This window comes from Acinetobacter sp. UBA1297, from assembly GCF_002307755.1.
In the GTDB taxonomy this organism is placed as follows: Bacteria; Pseudomonadota; Gammaproteobacteria; order Pseudomonadales; family Moraxellaceae; genus Acinetobacter; species Acinetobacter radioresistens.
On the sequence record NZ_DBUF01000013.1, the window covers coordinates 90,329 to 111,524 of the forward strand.

Consider the following 21,196-nt stretch of genomic DNA (forward strand, 5'->3'; position numbering starts at 1 on the left):
ATCATTTAAATTTTATATCTATATGTTTTTTATGGGTAAAAAAGCCCATCAATCTTATAGGCTTTTTTAAATAAATTAATGTAACAGTTTTTAAATCTGGTTTTCATCTATTTAAAAGTCATAAATAGCCATCATATTGAAACGATTATCTATGCCGGTCCGATTATTGAAAGTTTCACGCTCTCCATAAACATATTCCACTCCAAAAGTTACCGGCTTATAAGGGTTATACATGGCATTAATCCATCCCTGCCAAAGTTGCTTGTTCTGAGATGCATCGTCATATTTCAAGCGTGAAAATTCATTGTCATCTTGAGCTTTCATATAGCCATAACCTAAAGTTGATCTGATTTTAGGCGTAAAACGATGGGTAATACCGGCAGCAATTACATCGAACTCATTACTGTGCATATTATTATTTTCATCAATTGCATATCCGCTGTTACTCCATAATACGAAGCGTCCATCCCCTTTTACATGATAATAATCTGCCTTTAATAGAGTCTCTGGGGTGATCTGGTATTTCCCGCCTAAGCCAATACCCCAAGCCAGCTGTTCATCTTCACCAGTTTTTTTCTCTGCAATAAAGCTACGGCCGGAAATCGTTGAGCCATCAGCAAACTTATGGTTCAAACGTCCGACAAGGGCTGGCATACGCATTCTGTTAGCTGGATCAGTCGCTTCAGTATATTTCGGGTCTTCTATACTGATGGCATAATTAGTATTTTCAGAAAGCTGATCACTATAACGAATTAATGGGGAACGCTGTAAGGCTCCTCCCACAAATGTTGCTGCATCTACAGTATCTGGTATGTATTCTGGTGCAACAAAGGTCGACCAAGTCTGACCGACTAGCCATTTATTATAAGTTAAGTACGCATGACGTATACGGAACTGGTCTCGGGTTGAACCTCCAAAAAAATCCATTTCGAGTTTACCGCCAATATCACCAATAGATGTGGGTGTCTTAAAGTTCAGGCCCAGGCGTGTCACATTAACGGTAGTTCTCAAGCGATCTTTTTGATTAGTTGCTTCTACTGTATCTTTAAGCGGTACTCCACTAATATTGTTATACATGGTTGCCGCGCCTTCCATCTGGTAAGAAGCGTCAGCACGAATATAACCATAAAGATTCACTTCAGCTCCGGAAGGCAATATATTTGTTTTAACAGATTGGGATGTATTTAAAGGGGTAGTTTTGACCTGAGGTGTCATATCACTATGGGGCTTAAGAGTTACAGCAGGCTGTTGTAGTGAGGCATTTAGTAAAGTTCGCAGCTCTTTTACTTCCTGACGTAATTGTTCTATTTCTGTTCTGTTCTCTCCTGCATGTGCTAGCGACATGACTGCCATGCTACTTACAGCAAGTACCAAATGTTTTGACCGTAAATTAATAAGTTTATCCATAACTTTAATATCCATATTACTAAAGATTTGCTGAGTATTCAGATCTAATTGTTATTGTTCAGCTTTCTAGATAAAATTTTTAAATAACTCTAATAAGATATTTAGAAATTTAAAAAGCTGAAATATAAAAACTATTTTTAATTTTCTACTAAAGCTTGTTTAAATTTTTGGCTGGCATCACTTTGTAGAGCCAAACACTACTCTTCACCTTCATTCCTTTCATGCTATTGTCCCCTTTTCTATTAAATTTTATAAATTATTTGCTTACAGAACTTAACGAAAAAGGAAATTCATTTCAATCTGTATTAGAGAACTGTTTATTCTATATATTTCTTAATGCACCTAAAAATAGAATATATATTTCATTTTAAATATATTTTTCAATTTTAAAGAAATAAAAATAAAATATTTTGTTACATTTATAGGGGTTTCTAAGATGGAATTTATGAATCTTAATTCATTTTATGCTTGAATTTTGAAATTATTTTTGTTTGTCTGCTGTCAAATTTAGATATTGTCTGATGTAGATGATTTAATTTTACTTAGGCTAAATTGTTTAGAAATAAGTTCTATAATATAAAGCGTCTGCTATTTTTCAGCACGTAAATGAGGAAGTACCCAAATACATCTCTGTAGCAAAAGTCATTTTATACAGTTTCAAATCAGTCAGTGCTTCAGCAGGTTCAAATCCTGAAAGCCAAAAGTTTGGGCCTGTTGTATTTTGTTAGCAGGAATTTTGAATACCACAATTTTACCGTCTGATGCACCGCAGAGAGAAATCCGTATCTGACCGTCATCAGTAATATAAGAAGAGAGGACTTTAATCTGGTTTTGAACTAACTGCTGCTTCATCTCTACGATATTCTTCGTCCTATCAATTTGTTCACACTGTCTGGAGCCTAAAGATTTATATACTTCAGCTGTTTGGTACTCTGATTCTGGTATTGTTGAGCATGCTCCCAAACTTAACCCAATCCAAACTATGCTTGTCATTCTCTTCATGATTGAATATTCCTTTATTTGATATGTTTCAAAATAACGCAAGTGACTTGATCTATCGTGAAAATCAGTATCAGACTAAATTCAAATTAACAAGTTTTAAAAATCAAAGTTAACTTTAATAAGCAGTTAATTATATAAAACATATATATTTAATTTTTAGAACTAGTCATAGATATATCACCTTATTTCTTTATATGCTTATTGTTTTAATTTATAAATGAAAATGAATCCTTGTCCTTAACTTTCTGTATAAGCTCCCTGCCCCTTCTTGTAACAAGTATTAATCTCTGTGAAAAATATAGTGGCTTAATATTTTTAACCTTATTATCAAAATGTTAAAAATTTTTATGTATTAGATACACAAAAATTATTCAATTCTCGTGCAAAAAGTATCTTTTTTTACCATAATACAACAGTTTTTTTAATCTGATTTATTTCTAAAGATATATCGCCATGATCCGGACTTATTTTTTACGCTGGGAAAAACATCTCTCAAGTACTGTTACAGGTAACATTACCCGTATTGGTTTGCTGTCTATCGCTTATAGTCTCATGCCAGTTACGCTGGTCAGTATGGGAATGTCTGGAGAAAAAGGTGACCTGACTTATGAGCTTGCATTCTTTTTACTTATGAATGTATGGTTTATTTTTGCTTTAATTACTCTTTTCGATACGCTTTGCCGCTTAAAAGCAAAAGTAAAAGTAAATATGAGCAGCTGGTTCGATTTAGCTTATATGACTTTAACGCCTATAGGTATGTGGCTATTCCTTTTTATATTCAGGGCAGATCAAGTTCCACACATTTATCTGGCCAATACATTTGCTATTTTTGCTATTGCATCATTCTTCATGGATAAATATGCAAAGTATTTTATTAATATAGAAAGACGCGACAGTTTTGTTCCTAAACCGGAAGTGGTTCAAAATATAAAGTATAAGTTTACAGGACTAGCTGTTTTATTTATGATTATTTCTTTGAGTATTCAATTTTTTCTAATTTGATATACCTATTGAATTTATTATAAAGCCCATAATTTAAAAAATTATGGGCTTTATAATAATTACATGAGATATATTCTGATTTATGCTCAATTATAAGTATCAATTACATTCTTATCTTACAAAATCAAAGAATTAAAACGGGTTTTTTTATAATACCTCTTTAGTATCTAAATACGACTTCCAAAAATCTGAAAAATATACTCTGGAAAACCGTCTTAATTTATTAAAAGGCTGCCGGTTATGCAAAATGCTTTTCCCTATCAGAAAATACCCCCTCAACTTTCATGGGCAACTCTAACCCTGCCACGTTTTCATCCTCATTATTGGCGGGTAGAAGGCCCAGATACAGCGTCGTTTAGTCTTACCAATTACAGAAACGGTTTTGAAGTACTATTCAAACCCCGCCTCAGTAGTGATCTTATAGGTATTATCTGGGACTCTGAGGATCATAAAGATCATCAGTTTTTAAGTTATGAAACACTATATGACTACAGTGGTATGGTCTGGGATTTTGATATAGAAATTTCTACACACATGCCTATGATCAATAATGAACAGATGGCACTTACGCTAGCAGTATATTATCTGGAAAATGAAATTGAACAAATAGCATATATTCCGCTTTTCAATTATGCAGATCAGCCTGTGTCCAGACAGGCTCATATCCAGATTGACTGGGATACTGTAAAAGCAGGTTTTAATGCGACCATTCCTTTTCCAGTCAATCATATCCAGCGTATTGTATTGAATGTGGTAGCAAGCAGTTATAATCCTGCGACTTTGCCTTATCCACTGCCTGATCCTGAACTTTGTTATGTCAGAATCACCAACTCTACAGTTCAAGGAACTAACACACAATTAGAACTTAAACAGATAGTAGTATCTGCACATCATAAAGGTATATGTACCAGTTATGATGATCATTATGATTTAAATCCTCAACGTATAGTCGATAATATTGTGGCGCTTGGTTATCGGGGGTTACTTAATCATTATTGCGGAATGTCACGTTATCCAGACATGTACTGGGACATACAAGTAAATAGATGGCAGATTCCTGACACACTTGCTACAGGTGTAAATGTAGTTAATCCATGTGCGTTAAAATGGCATCAGGTTTATGCTAAAGCATTGCATGAAGCAGCCTTTGCTCCTGTTTTCAGCTTAAGCTTTGAAATGTACTCTCTTGCTGCCAACGAATATTGGGCACAGAGAGACATTCATGACAATGTGGGTAAAACGGCTTATGAGCCACCCAGCTATTTTTTCAGTCCTAGTAATATAAATGCTATGGCATATTTACAAAAAGGTTTTCTGGAATTCGCTGAAACTATGAAGATAGGTGGCTGCCAGGTCAATATGCAGATTGGAGAACCTTGGTGGTGGTATAATCCTGCAACCAACTTACCCTGCATATATGACTACTCTACGCGATTAGCCTTTAACCAAGATACAGGCCTATATGCACCAGATTTAGGAGACATTTTTGAATCAGTCTACCAGACTGGTACATCTTATGAAAAATTCAGACAGTGGCTACGAATGAAGCTAGGCCAGTCATGTCAGGATATCCGCATTGCTCTCAAAAAGAATTATCCAGATGCGCAGTTTTGTCCCTTATTATTCTTACCTGCTATACGTACTCAGCAGCCCACTCTGTTAACCAGTATCAACTATCCACAGGAATACTATAGGTACCCTAATTTTGACTATATTATAGTCGAAGCTTATGACTGGATTTTAGAAAACAACCTGGAACAAGCCCACCATACAATTATGGAAGTTACCTTAGATGAATTAGCATATCCTAGTGACAAAACAGCTTATCTGGCAGGTTTTGTACCACCAGAGAATTTGGCATATCTTTATGGTTTCAATAATAAGGAACCTTACCATAGGGCTATCTGGCAAAGGATTTTAGGAGATATGCAGAACAATGAAACTTTTGGGTTAATGAAACAGTTAATCTGGGCATATCCACAAGTTATGGCTCATTCCCTTACAATTGATATCAAGAATGCACCAGATGGCTTTTTTTTGGCAGAACAATATTATTCTGCAATAAATGATAATACGCCCTACCCGCCTGAAATTTACTTATAAGTTAAAGCCAGAGCCAAACCTGCTCAAATAGAGCAGGTTTGGCTCTAAAAAGCTTTTTTACTGTAGCAGGCTACGCAGCATCCAGGCAGTTTTTTCATGCACATCAATACGCTGGGTTAATACATCAGCAGTTGGCTGGTCATTTACTTCGTCTACGACAGGAAAAAGTTCACGTGCAGTGCGTGCAGTTGCCTCTTGAGCATTGACCAGATAACGGATCATTTCCTCAGCAGTAGGCACACCCTCTACTTCTTTAATTGTAGCCAGGTCATTAAACTGTTTATAGGTGCCGGGCGCAGGAAATCCAAGAGCACGAATACGTTCAGCAATAATATCAAGTGCATTCCACTGTTCTGTATACTGCTCCATAAACATTGCGTGCAGACTACTGAACATTGGGCCCGTAACATTCCAATGAAAGTTGTGCGTCATCAGATATAGAGTATAGCTATCTGCTAAAAGACGGGATAATCCCTCAACAATTTTCTTGCGGCCCTCAGTGGAAATCCCGATATTAATTTCAATTTCATTAGTCTGGTTCTTAGCCATTTTTTACTCCAGATTATAGCTTTTTGAATGGTTTACCATATTTGTTATACCTGAGCAGCTTATGAGGTAGTAGCATTCTTAAGTAAAAAGATTTATTAATATGTTTATTTTTACACGCTGAATTGATTTTAAAAAAGAAAAAGTATATTTTTCAAATTAAAAACTTGAATTTATATATATCATGTATCAGTTTTACTGATTAACTTCTTCATCAAAAGCCATGAATTATTCTTCTTAATTAATCTTTATTTTCTCTTAGTACATTTATACTATGGCGCACTCAATTTAACGGATTTGATTATGCAACCTGCTCTCCAAATCGATGTCATGCGCGATTCTGCTGACACCGTCGTGAGTATACTAAAATCGCTGGCCAATACAGATCGCCTATTAATCTTGTGCCATTTAGCTCAAGAAGAATTAAACGTTTCTGAAATTGAAGAAAAAACTCAAATTACTCAGCCTACCTTATCTCAACAGCTGATGATGTTACGTAAGAGTGATGTAGTTATCACACGGCGTCAGGGAAAGCAGATTTTTTATTCAATTAAAGATCAGAAACTAACTCAAGTTTTACATACACTTTATGACCTCTATTGTCCAAAATAATAATAAAATTCTATATATTCAGTAAATTAATAGCAGTTTATTAAGTAGCACTTTTAAAAGAAGCGACTTTTTATCACTTTTTATGCATAATATATGAAAAAATGTGATTTAGGCTATTATATGGCTATGCGTCGTTTATCTATACCTTCTCTTTTTCCGGCATGGCAATGGCTGAGTAGATATAACGGACCAAAATTTAGATCAGATTTACTGGCAGCATTAATTGTTATTGCAATGCTGGTACCACAAGGTATGGCCTATGCCATGGTCGCCGGTCTGCCTCCTGTAATGGGGTTGTATGCCAGTATCCTGCCCATGATTATTTATGCCATGGTCGGTGGCAGTCCAACGCTTTCAATTGGTCCAGTTGCTATTATCTCCATGATGGTCTTTGGCACCCTTGCCCCGCTATACGAAGTAGGTTCGCCAGTTTATATTGAAGCAGCTTGTCTGCTGGCGCTACTCACCGGCTTTATTTCTTTACTTTTAGGTATATTCCGTTTTGGTTTTCTGATTCAGCTGATTAGTCATCCGGTTATAAAAAGTTTTATTATTGCTTCAGCTCTGCTTATTGCCTTAAGCCAATTTAAATTTCTGTTTGATATTCCCTTACAAACCAATAATGTTCCAGAATTCTTGGTATCTTTTTGGCAGTATGTACGTTATAGCAACTTTGCTACTCTGGCGCTTGGAATCACTGCTGTATTGTTTCTGGTATATATTCCTGCCTTTTTAAACTCAGCCTTTATAAAAACCAGAGCAGGTTCACTGATTTTTCTGATTCGTGCCTTACCCCTCATTCTGGTTATAGTTTCGATTGGACTGATGTATTTTCTGAACTTGCAGCAGGCAGGCATTAAAACTGTAGGAGAAATTCCTTCAAGTTTCCCCCCTATTGCTATACCACACTGGAACATGCAAATGGTAATTGATTTGCTTCCTGGTGCTGCTCTTATTGCAATGATCAGCTTTGTAGAGTCTCTTTCAATTGCCCAGGCCACTGCATTGCAGCAGCGTAGTAACCTGAACAGTAATCAGGAACTTATCGCACTTGGCTTGGCGAATATTAGTGCCGGAGTCACCTCTGCCTTTCCCGTAACAGGAAGTTTGTCACGTACAGTTGTAAATGCCGATGCTGGTGCACGTACTCCAATGGCTGGCGTACTCTCTTCGCTGTTTATTATTCTGGTTAGTATGTATTTTACCGGGTTCCTGCGAGATTTACCGCTGGCTATCCTGGCTGCAACTATTATTGTTTCTATCTGGAAACTGGTTAAATTTAAACCATTTCTTGAAACTTGGCGGTATTCCAAAGCAGATGGCATCGCAATGTGGATTACATTTTTCAGTGTTATTTGCATTGATATCTCTACCGGTCTGATAATCGGAATTATCTCTACATTTATTTTAATGCTTTGGCGAATTAGCCGTCCTCATATTGCAGTGATTGGGTTGGTTAAAGGAACACAACATTTCCGTAATATTTCACGGCATCAGGTTATAACCAGCCCCAAAATCTTTTCGATCCGTATTGATGAAAACCTGAGCTTTTTAAATGCGAATACCTTAAAAGGCTATATCATTATTGAAGTAAGTAAAAATGCCCAGCTTGAGCATGTCATTATTAACTGCTCAAGCATTAGCGCTATCGACTTAAGTGCACTGGAAATGCTTGAGGAAATAAATGCAGAGCTCGCTAAACTTCATATTCAGCTGCATTTTTCAGAAATCAAAGGCCCTGTTATGGATAAGCTTAAAGACTCCCCCTTATTACAGCATTTAAATGGCCAGGTTTTTTTCTCTCACTTTCAGGCAATGCAGAACTTGGCACCAGAGCTTTTTTTGCCTGAAATGCCCCATTAAAATTTAAATATTAATAATGCAAGTAATCTATGGATATTCAAATGTGATAAAAGTATTTAGCTTTTATTATATTTATATCATTCGAAAGACCATGGACGGGTCAGTAAAAATTAATTTCAAGCTTTATGTATTTTATGTATAAAATAGCCGGCTTGTACTTTTGGCCCTTATAGGTCTCATAAGGCTTTCCTATGTTCTCATACTTATTTCGCTTAAGCCTGGTTACTCAAATTGTCATTGCCATTATTCTGGGCATGCTGGTAACCTGGCTTTTTCCTCAAGCAGCTCCCTATCTCAGCTTACTAGGTGATCTTTTTATTAAGGCACTTAAATCAGTTGCCCCAATTCTGGTTTTTGTTTTAGTTATGGCTTCCATTGCCAATTTCAAACTGGGTCAGACTGCACATATCAAACCTATTCTAATGATGTATATGGTTGGTATGCTTCTAGCTGCATTTAGTGCTGTCTTTGCCAGTCTAATGTTTCCAAGTACATTGTTCCTGGATGTGCCAAGTCAGCTCGAAATACAGGCTCCAGGAGGGTTGGGAGAAATACTGAAAAACCTGTTATTGAGCTTTATTGCCAATCCAGTTGTGGCCCTGAGTGAAGCGAACTTTATTGGAATTTTAGCGTGGTCTGTCATATTGGGGCTGGCGTTTCGACACGCGTCTGAGACTTCACGTGTGGTACTGACTGATGTTTCCAATGCCATTAGTAAAGTGATCGCAATTGTAATCCGCTTTGCTCCATTGGGTATATTCGGTTTGGTTGCTGCAACTTTCGCTGATGCTGGCTTAAAAACGCTGGAAAGTTATGCACAGCTTTTAGCAGTGCTGCTTGGCACTATGCTTTTTGTTGCTCTTATCATTAATCCTTTGCTGGTTGCAGTTGTTACCCGCAGTAACCCTTATCCGCTAGTCTTAACATGTTTACGCGAAAGTGCCATTACTGCTTTCTTTACCCGTAGTTCCGCTGCCAATATTCCGGTTAACCTCGACCTGGCACGACGTTTGGGTGTAAATGAAGCAACTGCCAGTGTATCTATTCCCCTGGGTGCTACTATCAATATGGCAGGTGCGGCGGTCACCATTACTGTGCTAACACTTGCGACTGTACATACTTTAGGCATACCGGTCAGCCTTTCCACCATGTTAATCCTTTCCGTGGTTGCTACGGTATCGGCCTGTGGAGCTTCTGGGGTTGCTGGCGGTTCATTGCTACTGATTCCTGTGGCCTGCGGCCTGTTCGGTATTTCATCTGAAATTGCTATGCAGGTGGTTGCAATCGGAATGGTGATCAGTGTGCTTCAGGACTCGACTGAAACTGCATTAAATTCATCAACTGATGTACTATTTACTGCTGCTGTTGACCGTGGAATGCGTTAATCTATTGAAAGGACAATAATTCGCGAGTATAGCGATGCCTTTTCAAAAACTGCCTGCATGGATTCAAATAGGTGCTTTTTTACTCGCAATCAATGCGGGCATGATTAATGTACTTGGACTGGTGACTGTCTTGCATCAGTCTGTCTCACATATGACCGGTAATATTAGTATGCTGGCCATGAGCCTGATTAATTGGGAACCCTCTAGTGTTCTGTACCTGATACTGGTGGTCCTTTGCTATGTTATCGGTTCATTTTATAGTGGCCTGATTCTTGGAAATAGTCACTTTCAGCTTGGACGCCGTTATGGTTTGCCACTTAGTCTGGTTGCGCTATTCATTTTCCTGTGCTGGCTATTGTTACCCTATTTCCCGCGATATGCTTTATTGTGGGCCTGTGTTGCAATGGGCGTGCAAAATGCAATGGTCAGTCATTATAAAGGTACAATCATTCGCACTACCCACTTATCAGGGGTATTAACTGATCTTGGGTTGGCGCTAGGTTATCGCTTACGTGGCCTGAGCGTTGGAAAGCGTCGTATTATTCTTCATTTACTTATTCTCTTCGGCTTTTTAATCGGTGGTATTGTTGCCAGTCTGATTTATCCTTATCTAAAATTACAGTCATTTCTCGTACCGGCAGTTTTGAGTTTATCGCTCAGTATCATCTACTGGTCTATATACTTTCGTCATAAGTCTACACAGCATTCAAGCTGGGAGTAATCAAACATGGTTAAAAATGCACTACAGGCCCAACTTTTAAAAGCCGGCTTGGTAGATAATAAAAAAGCAAAAAAGCTGAGCAAACAGGCACAGCATGAACAGCGTACCGGTCAAAGTGACGAGGCTGCACTCAAGGCAAAAATTGAGCATGAAAAACAGGAAAAGTTAGCTAAAGATCAGGCCCTAAATCAGGAAAAACAGCGTCAGCTTGAAGAAAAAACTTTAAAGGCCAATATTGTCCAAATGATCTCTCATCATAAGATCAAGGAAACTGACGGCGATATAACTTATCAGTTTATCGATGAAGGCAAAATCAAAAAAGTCTATATCTCACAACAGGTTTATAATGCACTGGTTTTAGGCAGTTTAATGATTGCACGAGATAATGGCAGCTATGCCTATTTACCAAAAGCCTTGGCAGAAAAAATTGATGCGCGCATGGAAGGGTTTATTTTACATAATAGTACGCAGGCCAATGATCAATCAACTGATGAAGAAGATCCATATGCAGCATATGTTATTCCTGATGATTTAATGTGGTAAAACACCTCTTCCTGAGGTAATGCTATAAAGTTTCAATTTGCTAATAAAACGTATATAAAAAGTTGTTTATAGCCTGTTTCAAGCAATAAACTTTTACAATCATACAATTAATCATAATTGTAGGGGTAAACGGCTTGGAACAGCTGGCTTTTATACAAAATATTCAGGACTGGTCGGATCAGTTTCCTTGGCTAGAGATGTTGACATCCTTAGGCATTCTTATTCTGCTAGCCGCTCTGGCTAACTTTGTTGCCAAACAGGTCGTAGTAAGAGGCTTACGCAAGCTCATCAGCAAGATGAAGTTTGCCAATAGCAGTATTTTCGCTGAACATAGTGTAATTCGTCGTATAGCTAATATTGTTCCGGCTATCGTCATTATGAATGGCATCACTACGGTTCCACATCTTTCGCTCAAGCTTGTAACTTTTGTACAAATGGGAGCACAGGCTTTTATTTTCCTTACACTAGCGCTGGCTCTGAGTGAACTTCTTAATATTTTTAACCTGATTTATCAGCGTAATCCAAAATCAAAAAACAAGCCTATCAAAGGATATTTGCAGCTGGTTAAATTAATGCTGTATATCGTTTGTGCTTTAATGATTTTGGGTACTTTCCTGAAGAAAGATGTATTTACTCTGTTAGCAGGCTTCGGCGCTATGGCGACTGTGCTGATGCTGGTTTTTCAAAATACTATTCTTTCACTGGTGGCCAGTGTACAAATTTCTTCTTATGATATGGTACGTATCGGAGACTGGATTGAGATGCCGTCATTAAATGCGGATGGCGATGTCATTGATATGTCATTACATACGGTCACAGTACAAAATTTTGACAAGACCTTTACGACTATTCCCACCAATAAACTGATTACTGATACTTTTAAAAACTGGCGTGGTATGAGCAATGCCGGTGTAAGACGTATCAAACGTGCTATTTACATTGACCAAAGCACAGTGCATTTTATGACGAATGAAGAGCAGCAAAAGCTAAAGGACTTTTTGCTTCTTGACCAGTATTTGAATATTAAAGAAAGTGAAATTCAAAAATTTAACCAGCAGCTTGGCAATCAGGCTATTTATAATCAGCGTCGCTTGACAAACCTAGGTACATTTCGTGCTTATATAGAGTTTTATTTAAAACAGCATCCAGGTATTGCTCAGCATCAGACAATTATGGTGCGTCAATTACAACCTACCAGTGAAGGACTTCCCCTTGAGATTTATGCATTTAGTAATACAACTTCATGGGTAGATTATGAAGCCATTCAGTCAGATATTTTTGACCACCTGATTGCCATTATTGGAGAATTTGGACTACAGGTTTATCAAGCCCCTTCTGGGCAAGACTGGAAAGTCTTGTCTAATGCAGAAGTTATTGAACATTCCTGATTTTTTACACACTGTATAACAGGCTTTTACAACGAAGCCTGTTATATAAGTACTTATTTTTTAAATTATAGTATTGTGAGAAGTTCATTCTATTTTACTATCTCAGGCGTTGGCTTATGCATTATTTAAACGACACTTATTAATATTAAAAATTTAAACACCAGATGAAATACTAAAGAAAATTTTATAATACTAATATTTATAAAGCTCAATTAATATACAGCCCTATTTTACCTATATAAAATTATAGAGTTAATTCAGAAAATACAATGATTAAAATACATACCGCCATTGAGCTCATTCTTCTTTTCTCTTAAAAATGATCTGTCCATTTTGATCAATTTTAGTAAATTTAAAGTTTTTTCCTGAATAAATACGGTCTGGAGAAGTATGGAAAGGTGCTGTAGACATAATATTCGCTCTTCTTTTAAGTACATGTTCATGCTGAGATTTATAAGCATAATAGAATAATCCACCAACAAATAATAAGAAAAGTGCAACTAATCTTATCCTCACAATTTTTACCTTCTCTTTAATAAATTCTGACTAATTTTGTATGATTTAATTTAATATGTATACAAAATAATAAAATATTTTTTTATTTAAATGGATTTTAAACACAATTAACCTCTTGTATTCTTATAAATTTTATATTTCATGATCATCTATTTAATATAATTAATCCTTCTCTTAAAATTAAAAATGAATTTTTACTGAAAAGCTTCTTGTATGATAAGGGCTGATAGCATAATTTTCTCTTAAGGATATAAGCTTTTAAAAGACTAAAGTTTAAGAAAAATAGTTTTCTGCAAGAATAAGTTCAACTTTGAAAGTAAGTAAGCTCTAGCTATTCATTTTGAACAGAAGCTATTAATCAGGTAAATAAAATATATGATAAATGGATTTAATTACAAAAGTTTTGAAGAGGCTGGGCAAGCTGTCCTGCACTACTTGCATGCCCATCTTGGTTTTAACCTGTGGATGATTACCCGAGTAGAAGGTAAAAACTGGATCATCTTACAGTGTGAAGATCATGGATATAATGTCAAGCAAGGCCAAGTCCTGAACTGGACCGATACGCTATGCTCGCAGATGGTGACGGAAACAGTACCCAGAATTGTACCTCGCTCTAGAGATATTCCTCTGTATGCTAATGCACCTATAAACAAGCAGGTCAATATAGAAGCTTATATTGGTCAGCCCCTGCTTAATGAAGATGGCAGCCTGTTCGGTACATTATGCGCAGTTGACCCACAACCACAACCAGAATCAATTTTACAATATGCTGAAATGATTGAGCTTTTTGCACAGTTATTAAGTTATATCTTACAAACTGAGCTACGTGAAAACGAGAAAATTCGACAGCATGAGAGACTTGAAGCTGAAGCATTAAGAGATAGCTTGACTGAGCTATATAATCGTAGAGCCTGGAATAATTTGGTCACTGCCGAAGAAGACCGTTGTAAACGGCATGGACACCCTGCTTCAATTCTTATTGTTGATCTCAATAATTTAAAAATTGTTAATGACAGTCTGGGGCATACTTCCGGCGATGAATTAATTCAGAAAACAGCTTCTGTACTTCGTGCCAGTGTAAGGCGTAAAGATATTGTGGCTCGCTTGGGTGGAGACGAATTTGGTATTTTAAGTATAGAAAATGATCAAGAAGGTGCTTTAGCTTTATTTCACCGTATTCAGGAGGCTTTTAAAGAAGCCGGAATAGATGCCGCTATTGGAGTTGCTTCGCGGCGACCTCATCATGGCCTTAACAAAGCAGCAATCGCAGCAGATAAAAATATGTTTGAGCATAAACGGTCAGGTAAAACTAAAACTTAAAAATATGAATATCTGGTTTAATTAAAAAATTTATAGCCAGATTTCATTTAATAACTTAACTATACTACAGTCTAACTAAATAAATTACGCTCTTATATATGCGTCGGCAATATAATAAAATTTATAAGAACTGTTCTGATCCTACCTATAGTCTAACTTATAGAAACAAAGAATAAATATTCAGTAATATTAAATACAGTAGTATGAGAGATGTACTCTACCTTAATGTCAGCTCATCTATGCTCACTTATAATTTAAAAAATTACTTTAAGCTAAATTTAAGGAAATTAATTTTAATTTTAACTATTTTAGCGGTTTCAGCCTTATTTGTTATTTCTCTCCTTATAAGCTATAGCATTCTCAAGCAGGAATTAATAGAAAACTCACTTTCAATTAATTATGAATATGCTTCTAAAATTGCTTTAAACACAGATGGTCAATTTCAGACAGCTTTGGATGAGCTCAAATATAGTGCTGAAGTTATAGGAAAGTTTTTTAACAACGAAACTGTAAGAGCATCAGAAGTTGATCGTCTTAGGAGACAATCACATCACTTCAATACTGTAGTTATATGTAACTCTAAAGGAATTATTGTTGAATATACTCCTGATTATCTGAACCTGAGCAAACAACAGGTTCAAATGTCACTAGGAACACAAGAATCTCTAAAAAATAAGCAACCCTATGTTTCTCCTCCATATTATTCAGTTAAAAATAATTTAATTGTTTTTATCTCCCAGCCTATCTTTGACCATAACCATGTCTACAAAGGCTATGTAGGTGCAGCAATTTATCTGAAAGAAAAAAATATCATCAATGAGCTACTGACCATTCAATACAGTTATAGAAATAGTTATATGTATGTATTAGACCAGAATAATAAAATTATATTTCACCCTGATATGAAAAGAATAGGTCAAACTATAACTGGGAATACAGGGTTGACTTATATGAATAAAAAGAAGAACGGTAAAATTCAATTAGTAAACAGTATGGGAGTAAAGAATCTGGTCGGTTTCGCGCATATTCCCACCACTAACTGGATTGTAGTCTCACAACAGCCTACAGATGAATTACTTGAACGCGCGAAATCAATTATTTCCAGAGTGTCTGGAGGAATTTTTCTTTTTTATCTCCTAATTTTTTATCTGGTATGGAAGGCCTCTCCTCTTCATGACCTCGCCAAAATTGCCAGCTCTTTAAATCAGCCAGAAACTGAAGTGAAAATTAAGGCGATCAAACCATGGTACTACGAAGAGCAAAAATTCAAATTTTCCCTTCTTTCCAGTGTAGAAAAGTTTAGTCATAAAATTGATGAAATGAATTTTCATATTAATTCTGACCCACTTACTGGCCTTTTTAATCGCAGAGGACTAGAAATCTTTATTGAGGAAATGACTCGTACCCAGACTCACTTTGCAGTTTTACTGATAGATATTGATTATTTTAAAAAGATTAATGATTCTTATGGTCATGCTCAGGGTGACAGAATTTTAAAGCAGGCGGCTCAACATATTTTAAATAACTTCAGGAAAAATGATTTATGCTGTCGTTATGGTGGTGAGGAATTTGTTGTGCTTATGCCTCAAGCTGATATAGAAAACGCATATAAAAGTGCTGAACGTTTAAGAAAGAAAATGGAAAATACCTTAAACGATGGTATCAGCCCGATAACAATTTCTATCGGTATCGCATTCTGGCCAGAAACTTCGAGAGAAGTAGCAAGAGTTTTTGAAATAGCTGATGCAAAACTTTATCAGGCTAAAATTGCAGGTCGCAATCAGGTTCATTATTAGAAATAATGCTTAGGCTATTTTTTATAAAAAGCTTTTTTAAGTCTTAGGTTTCGTAATCAAATAAGATATTTCTATGTACAGTTTTAATACCCTATAAAACTTGAAAATAAAAAATCTTTTTATTTTATAGACCTTGTTAATATTAAAATGTATAAAACTAAAATTCATAAAATACTAATCTTAAAAATATATATTTATTAATCTTTTATATAAATAGAACCTACATAAAAGATTAATTTTTTATAAATTTAGATTGTTTTTATTTTTAGCGTATTAAATCATTAATTCCAAGCATTTCAGGTAATTGTTCGATAAATTGATTAAAACTTTTATCAGATGAATTCATACACCCCATATAATGGTCTAACTTTGTTTCTACTCCACTTTTATCCGTCCATACAAAACTAACCGTTTGATGATCAGTAGCTTTATTTACACAATTATAATTATTTTCTACTTTTCCTGGTGCGGGCTTATATCTGCTTAATTGACTAGAAAGCTTTTTATAGATTCCGGGGGAAACAGTGATATTTCGCTCTCCGATAACTTTTGTAAACCGCTCCCCGTTAAAATGTACAGCTCCACTAGGCTGAATTGTTACAGAATACACCGGACAGGCACCAAAACAACGTGACGTAGAATAACTAATTGTTTCTTCTAAAATCCTATTCTGATCTGGATAAGACACAGAAGCGCACCCTGTTAAGCAGAAAAATACGGTAGACAGAAGAAAGAATTTATTCATCATTTTATTTTTTAAAATATAAAAATATTATTATATACAATATTCATATTTTATTCTGTATTTTTTTATTATCTAATATAGAAAAGGAATAAATATTTTTAGATTAATAGTTTTTATTTAAAGTTTAATAATGCTTCATTATATATTTTTTTGAAATCTATTTACTAAAAAAGTAGTCTTCATAGACAAATATTTAATTTTATGCTTTTTAGTATTTAGAATTTTTGTATATCTTTTATTAATTTTTATATTATTGAGAAGATAAAAGCATGAGATATATAAATGTTATTATAGCATTACTTTTATTAAGTTATGTATGGAGTAGATCCTATGCTGTTCAAATCTCTCCAAATCAAATAGTAGCTACCCAGATGACATCTAAACAGGTTATAAATATGAATGAAGAGGAACAGGTACTCAAATTCATAGATCCTGATAATATAGTAGTCACTCTCAAAACCACAAATAATTTCGAAAATGCGGAACTTACTGATCAGAGAGGCATTGTTTATTATCTTAAGCGGGTTAAAACAAAAAATGGTATACGACTGGAAAATGGAAACACATCGATTCATTTTAACAGTGGCAGTGGAATCTTGAAAATTGGTCAAGGTCACCCTATTAAGGTTATAGAAGTTAAATCTTGAGATATAAAGGCTGGTTATATGGGTATTTCATATTCGAAAAACTTTGAGGAAGCAGGCCAGGCTGTTTTACGTTATCTTCATGACCGCTTCGGTTTTAATCTATGGATGATTACACGGGTTGAAGGCGATGACTGGATCGTGCTGCAGAGTGAAGATCATGGCTATAATGTTCAACCTGGACAAGTTTTTCGCTGGGCAGATTCTTTCTGTTCACATATGGTCACAGGTAATGCACCAAGAATTGCACCACGTTCTGATGATATACCCTTATATCTAAACGCTCCTATCAGGAAACAGGTAGAGATTCAGGCTTATATTGGACAGCCCTTAGTAAGTGAAGATGGTCATTTATTTGGCACACTCTGTGCGATTGACCCTCACCCGCAAGCGCCTGAACTGGTTCAAGAAGCAAAACTGATCGAAGTCTTTGGAGAGCTTTTAAGCCGGATTCTACAGGCTGAACTGCGTGAAATTGAACAGGTCAGACAACGTGAGCGTCTTGAAGTAGAAGCAATGAGTGATGGTTTGACTGGTTTATATAACCGGCGGGCTTGGGATAAATTAATAAATGCAGAAGAAGAACGTTGCAAGCAGTTAGGTCACCCTGCTGCTGTGGTTATGATAGACCTCAACAATCTTAAAACTGTTAATGATCATCTGGGTCATGAGGCTGGTGATGAGTTAATTCGCAAGACAGCTGTCGTATTGCGTGATAATGTACGTAATAATGATATTCTAGCCCGCTTAGGAGGTGACGAGTTCACCATACTAAGTATTGAAAATGATCATTCAGGTGCTGAATCATTGGTTAATCGCATTACACAGGCCTTTGAAAAGGCAAAGATTAGTGCTTCAATCGGGCTGGCTATGCGTCATCCGACTTTTGGTCTATCAGCTGCTATCAGAGAAGCAGATCAACAGATGTATACACATAAGCGGCTCAGCAAGTCCTGATTTTATTATTCCGGTAAAGTTACAAGCAGATTTTTTTATCCTTCAAAATCGCACCAGCTTTTCAAGTCTACCGCTAGCTAATAATTTTTTCATATCTGTTTTTCCTGTTGAATTCACAATTTACGCCATTATCTTTTCTCTTATATGGCGTAAAATTAAGTGTAGTACGGCTAAAAAACTCATATTTTGAATATTATTATATGGCGGAATATGGCTAAATTAATGATTGATCAATCTCTATCTCTCCTATAAATTGAATTAAACTTATATTAGTTAATATATTGTATTCAGAGGAAAAAATAATGTTGAAGTGGTTCGAAAAGCGTGTCGATGCCTATCCCACTGAAGGTCTTTACGAACCATTACCAAGAAGGTTTTTTCCATTTATCTGGCAGGCGACCAAAGGCTTGCGTCCTTATATTTTTTTATTAGTCCTTGTAACTGCGGGCGCCGCAAGCTTTGAGGCTTTACTCTATTCGAAAATAGGACAACTGGTTGACTGGCTAGGTACAAGCCAACCTGATACTTTTTATGTAAATCATGAAACCAATCTGCTGATTCTGGCCAGCTTTCTGTTTGCCAACATCTTCTTTGCCAGTATGCAGTCTATTATTAAACATCAGATTTTATATAGCAATTTCCCAATGCGTCTGCGCTGGCGTTTTCACAATTTTCTTTTACAGCAAAGTCTCGATTTTTTTCATAATGATTTTGCCGGGCGCTTATCTGCCAAGGTCATGCAGACAGCGTTAGCAGTACGAGAATTCTGGGTTATTTTAGGCGATATGATGGCCTACGTAGTGGTCTATTTCACTACGATCAGTATTGTGTTTATAGGTATTTCACCTGTTCTAATGATACCCCTACTCGTCTGGTTACTTCTGTTCATGATCGCAGCTTACTACTTTATTCCACGCTTGGGTAAAGTGTCAAAACAGCAAGCTGATGCCCGTGCTGTCATGACTGGACGTGTTACAGATGCCTATACCAATATTCAGACTGTCAAGCTATTTGCACACGCCGGCCGTGAAAGTCGTTATGCCAAAGAGTCCATGATGGAATTTATGGTGACAGTATATCGGCAAATGCGTCTTGGAGCTAAATTTGAAATCAGTGTAAATATGCTGAGTGCTGTACTTTTTCTAGGTGTATTGGGAACAGCCATTCATCTATGGGTAGAAGGTAAAGCCGGTCTTGGAGTGGTTGCCGCAACCACAGCCATGATTATGAAGCTTAACAGTATGGCATTCTTTATCATGTGGCAAATTTCTGCCCTTTTTGAGAATATCGGAACAATTCAGGATGGAATGGGAACTTTAAGCAGACCGGTAGAAATACAGGATAAAAAAGATGCCAAGCCATTAAAAGTAACTGCGGGTGAAATTCGTTTTGATAATGTATCTTTCGCTTATAATGAAAAAAATGTAATTGATCAGTTGAATCTTACTATTCGGCCAGGTGAAAAAATCGGGATTGTTGGCCGTTCTGGCGCAGGTAAGTCAACCCTTATTCAATTGTTGCTGCGGTTTTATACCATTCAAAATGGCCGTATTTTAATAGATGGCCAAGATATCCAGAATGTAACTCAGGACAGCCTGCGCGCTAATATTGCTTTGGTTACTCAGGATACTTCTCTGCTACACCGTAGCGTATCAGAAAATATTAAATATGGCCGGCCAGATGCAACTGATGAGGAAATGTATGAAGCTGTACGTAAAGCTCAGGCAGAAACCTTTATTCCTCAGTTAACTGATCTGGGGGGGCGTCGGGGCTATGATGCGCAGGTGGGTGAACGTGGTGTCAAGCTCTCAGGTGGACAGCGTCAACGTATTGCAATTGCCCGCGTATTCTTAAAAGATGCACCTATTCTGATTTTAGATGAAGCTACCAGTGCACTGGATTCTGAAGTCGAAGCTGCCATTCAGTCAAGTCTAGACGCTCTTATGACTGGAAAAACAGTCATTGCAATTGCTCACAGGCTTTCGACCATCGCCCAGATGGACCGTTTAATTGTACTGGATCAGGGCCAGATCGCTGAACAGGGTACTCATGAGCAACTGATTCAGCAAAATGGTATTTATGCTCAACTATGGCAACGTCAAACTGGTGACTTTTTAGTTGAACAGCAAATGCCAAAAAAATTTGAGGACACAGAATAATGCTTTATCTAGAAGATTTGCACATTGGTGATCGTTTTGTCAGCCGTGAATATGAAATGACTGCTGAAGAAATCAAAAAATTTGCCACTCAATATGATCCACAGGTTTTTCATCTGGATGAAGAGCAAGCAAGCCGGCATCCTGTTTTTCAAGGTCTGGCCGCAAGTGGCTGGCACACCTCTGCAATTACCATGCGTTTATGGACAGAGTGCTTTCCGGTAGCAGGCGGTTTAATTGGTACCGAAACCAGTTTACGTTGGCCCAAGCCTACCAGACCGGGAGATCGCATTCATGTTGAAGTCGAAATTACAGCAATCACTCCATCCAGAACTAAAAATGATCGGGGTATTGTTACTTATGTCACTCAGGCTTATAACCAATTTCAGGATCTCCTATTAATCTCTACTACAAAAATAGTAGTATTTAAAAAAGCAGCAATTGAAAATTAAGCAACTGATTTGTCCAACAATTCTTCTAGTTTAAAGTT

The 21,196-nt window shown here is 36.6% G+C and carries 18 protein-coding genes; 14 read left to right on the top strand and 4 right to left on the bottom strand.

The window, feature by feature from the left end:
- Positions 1 to 111 precede the first annotated feature (111 nt).
- A complete protein-coding gene (locus tag B3R63_RS05880) occupies positions 112 to 1,407 on the bottom strand; it encodes a DcaP family trimeric outer membrane transporter (protein WP_286729102.1) in 1,296 nt (431 codons plus the stop codon).
- 666 nt (positions 1,408 to 2,073) lie between these two features.
- Positions 2,074 to 2,409: a hypothetical protein gene (locus B3R63_RS05885; protein WP_286729104.1), complete on the bottom strand. Its 336-nt coding sequence runs from the start codon at positions 2,407 to 2,409 to the stop codon at positions 2,074 to 2,076.
- Positions 2,410 to 2,961: 552 nt separating this feature from the next.
- Between B3R63_RS05885 and B3R63_RS05890 the strand changes: the two genes are divergently transcribed.
- Together B3R63_RS05890 and B3R63_RS05895 are read left to right on the top strand one after the other, a co-directional pair.
- Positions 2,962 to 3,411: a hypothetical protein gene (locus tag B3R63_RS05890; RefSeq protein WP_286729106.1), complete on the top strand. Its 450-nt coding sequence runs from the start codon at positions 2,962 to 2,964 to the stop codon at positions 3,409 to 3,411.
- Positions 3,412 to 3,651: 240 nt separating this feature from the next.
- Positions 3,652 to 5,514 (top strand): non-contractile tail sheath protein, encoded by a 1,863-nt coding sequence (locus B3R63_RS05895; RefSeq protein ID WP_286729107.1) that lies wholly within the window; start codon positions 3,652 to 3,654, stop codon positions 5,512 to 5,514.
- Between the two features lie 57 nt (positions 5,515 to 5,571).
- Here B3R63_RS05895 and B3R63_RS05900 read toward each other — a convergent pair whose 3' ends face one another.
- Positions 5,572 to 6,063, bottom strand: coding sequence for a Dps family protein (locus B3R63_RS05900; protein ID WP_005014349.1), 492 nt, complete (start codon positions 6,061 to 6,063; stop codon positions 5,572 to 5,574).
- A 300-nt stretch (positions 6,064 to 6,363) separates the two neighbouring features.
- Between B3R63_RS05900 and B3R63_RS05905 the strand changes: the two genes are divergently transcribed.
- From B3R63_RS05905 to B3R63_RS05940, 8 genes are all read left to right on the top strand, one after another.
- Positions 6,364 to 6,672, top strand: a complete 309-nt coding sequence (locus B3R63_RS05905; RefSeq protein WP_005025845.1) for an ArsR/SmtB family transcription factor — start codon at positions 6,364 to 6,366, stop codon at positions 6,670 to 6,672.
- A gap of 120 nt (positions 6,673 to 6,792) precedes the next feature.
- A complete protein-coding gene (locus B3R63_RS05910; protein WP_286729112.1) occupies positions 6,793 to 8,535 on the top strand; it encodes a SulP family inorganic anion transporter in 1,743 nt (580 codons plus the stop codon).
- Between the two features lie 191 nt (positions 8,536 to 8,726).
- Positions 8,727 to 9,920: a serine/threonine transporter SstT gene (sstT, locus tag B3R63_RS05915; RefSeq protein WP_286729113.1), complete on the top strand. Its 1,194-nt coding sequence runs from the start codon at positions 8,727 to 8,729 to the stop codon at positions 9,918 to 9,920.
- A gap of 34 nt (positions 9,921 to 9,954) precedes the next feature.
- Positions 9,955 to 10,641 (top strand): YoaK family protein, encoded by a 687-nt coding sequence (locus tag B3R63_RS05920; protein WP_265769211.1) that lies wholly within the window; start codon positions 9,955 to 9,957, stop codon positions 10,639 to 10,641.
- A 6-nt stretch (positions 10,642 to 10,647) separates the two neighbouring features.
- Positions 10,648 to 11,184, top strand: a complete 537-nt coding sequence (locus tag B3R63_RS05925) for a DUF2058 domain-containing protein (protein WP_286729115.1) — start codon at positions 10,648 to 10,650, stop codon at positions 11,182 to 11,184.
- Between the two features lie 134 nt (positions 11,185 to 11,318).
- Entirely contained in the window at positions 11,319 to 12,572 is a 1,254-nt protein-coding gene (locus B3R63_RS05930; RefSeq protein ID WP_286729117.1) for a mechanosensitive ion channel family protein, read from the top strand.
- A gap of 891 nt (positions 12,573 to 13,463) precedes the next feature.
- Positions 13,464 to 14,408, top strand: a complete 945-nt coding sequence (locus tag B3R63_RS05935) for a sensor domain-containing diguanylate cyclase (RefSeq protein ID WP_005014374.1) — start codon at positions 13,464 to 13,466, stop codon at positions 14,406 to 14,408.
- 239 nt (positions 14,409 to 14,647) lie between these two features.
- Positions 14,648 to 16,204, top strand: coding sequence for a sensor domain-containing diguanylate cyclase (locus B3R63_RS05940; RefSeq protein WP_286729186.1), 1,557 nt, complete (start codon positions 14,648 to 14,650; stop codon positions 16,202 to 16,204).
- 265 nt (positions 16,205 to 16,469) lie between these two features.
- On the opposite strand, the gene B3R63_RS05945 is transcribed toward B3R63_RS05940, so the two are convergent.
- On the bottom strand, positions 16,470 to 16,892 hold the full coding sequence (locus tag B3R63_RS05945) for a DUF6438 domain-containing protein (protein ID WP_286729120.1): 423 nt from the start codon (positions 16,890 to 16,892) through the stop codon (positions 16,470 to 16,472).
- Positions 16,893 to 17,344: 452 nt separating this feature from the next.
- Here B3R63_RS05945 and B3R63_RS05950 point away from each other — a divergent pair, with 452 nt between their 5' ends.
- From B3R63_RS05950 to B3R63_RS05965, 4 genes are all read left to right on the top strand, one after another.
- Positions 17,345 to 17,596 carry an NADPH-dependent 7-cyano-7-deazaguanine reductase gene (locus tag B3R63_RS05950; RefSeq protein ID WP_265769206.1) on the top strand — a complete coding sequence of 84 codons (252 nt, stop codon included), beginning with the start codon at positions 17,345 to 17,347 and terminating at the stop codon, positions 17,594 to 17,596.
- 18 nt (positions 17,597 to 17,614) lie between these two features.
- The gene (locus tag B3R63_RS05955) at positions 17,615 to 18,550 is read left to right on the top strand and encodes a sensor domain-containing diguanylate cyclase (RefSeq protein WP_005014382.1); all 936 of its coding nucleotides are present in this window, start codon (positions 17,615 to 17,617) and stop codon (positions 18,548 to 18,550) included.
- Positions 18,551 to 18,852: 302 nt separating this feature from the next.
- Complete coding sequence (locus B3R63_RS05960) at positions 18,853 to 20,709, top strand: ABC transporter ATP-binding protein (protein ID WP_286729122.1); 1,857 nt, start codon at positions 18,853 to 18,855, stop codon at positions 20,707 to 20,709.
- Positions 20,709 to 21,158: a MaoC family dehydratase gene (locus B3R63_RS05965; protein ID WP_248130769.1), complete on the top strand. Its 450-nt coding sequence runs from the start codon at positions 20,709 to 20,711 to the stop codon at positions 21,156 to 21,158. The genes B3R63_RS05960 and B3R63_RS05965 overlap by 1 nt, the downstream gene beginning before the upstream one ends.
- Positions 21,159 to 21,196: the final 38 nt, after the last annotated feature.

Bases quoted from the DNA above. Each gene is read 5' to 3' on its own strand.
- B3R63_RS05880 (WP_286729102.1), bottom strand. From the start codon at position 1,407: ATGGATAAACTTATTAATTTACGGTCAAAACATTTGGTACTTGCTGTA.
- B3R63_RS05885 (WP_286729104.1), bottom strand. From the start codon at position 2,409: ATGAAGAGAATGACAAGCATAGTTTGGATTGGGTTAAGTTTGGGAGCA.
- B3R63_RS05890 (WP_286729106.1), top strand. From the start codon at position 2,962: ATGCCAGTTACGCTGGTCAGTATGGGAATGTCTGGAGAAAAAGGTGAC.
- B3R63_RS05895 (WP_286729107.1), top strand. From the start codon at position 3,652: ATGCAAAATGCTTTTCCCTATCAGAAAATACCCCCTCAACTTTCATGG.
- B3R63_RS05900 (WP_005014349.1), bottom strand. From the start codon at position 6,063: ATGGCTAAGAACCAGACTAATGAAATTGAAATTAATATCGGGATTTCC.
- B3R63_RS05905 (WP_005025845.1), top strand. From the start codon at position 6,364: ATGCAACCTGCTCTCCAAATCGATGTCATGCGCGATTCTGCTGACACC.
- B3R63_RS05910 (WP_286729112.1), top strand. From the start codon at position 6,793: ATGGCTATGCGTCGTTTATCTATACCTTCTCTTTTTCCGGCATGGCAA.
- sstT (WP_286729113.1), top strand. From the start codon at position 8,727: ATGTTCTCATACTTATTTCGCTTAAGCCTGGTTACTCAAATTGTCATT.
- B3R63_RS05920 (WP_265769211.1), top strand. From the start codon at position 9,955: ATGCCTTTTCAAAAACTGCCTGCATGGATTCAAATAGGTGCTTTTTTA.
- B3R63_RS05925 (WP_286729115.1), top strand. From the start codon at position 10,648: ATGGTTAAAAATGCACTACAGGCCCAACTTTTAAAAGCCGGCTTGGTA.
- B3R63_RS05935 (WP_005014374.1), top strand. From the start codon at position 13,464: ATGATAAATGGATTTAATTACAAAAGTTTTGAAGAGGCTGGGCAAGCT.
- B3R63_RS05940 (WP_286729186.1), top strand. From the start codon at position 14,648: ATGCTCACTTATAATTTAAAAAATTACTTTAAGCTAAATTTAAGGAAA.
- B3R63_RS05950 (WP_265769206.1), top strand. From the start codon at position 17,345: ATGAATGAAGAGGAACAGGTACTCAAATTCATAGATCCTGATAATATA.
- B3R63_RS05955 (WP_005014382.1), top strand. From the start codon at position 17,615: ATGGGTATTTCATATTCGAAAAACTTTGAGGAAGCAGGCCAGGCTGTT.
- B3R63_RS05960 (WP_286729122.1), top strand. From the start codon at position 18,853: ATGTTGAAGTGGTTCGAAAAGCGTGTCGATGCCTATCCCACTGAAGGT.
- B3R63_RS05965 (WP_248130769.1), top strand. From the start codon at position 20,709: ATGCTTTATCTAGAAGATTTGCACATTGGTGATCGTTTTGTCAGCCGT.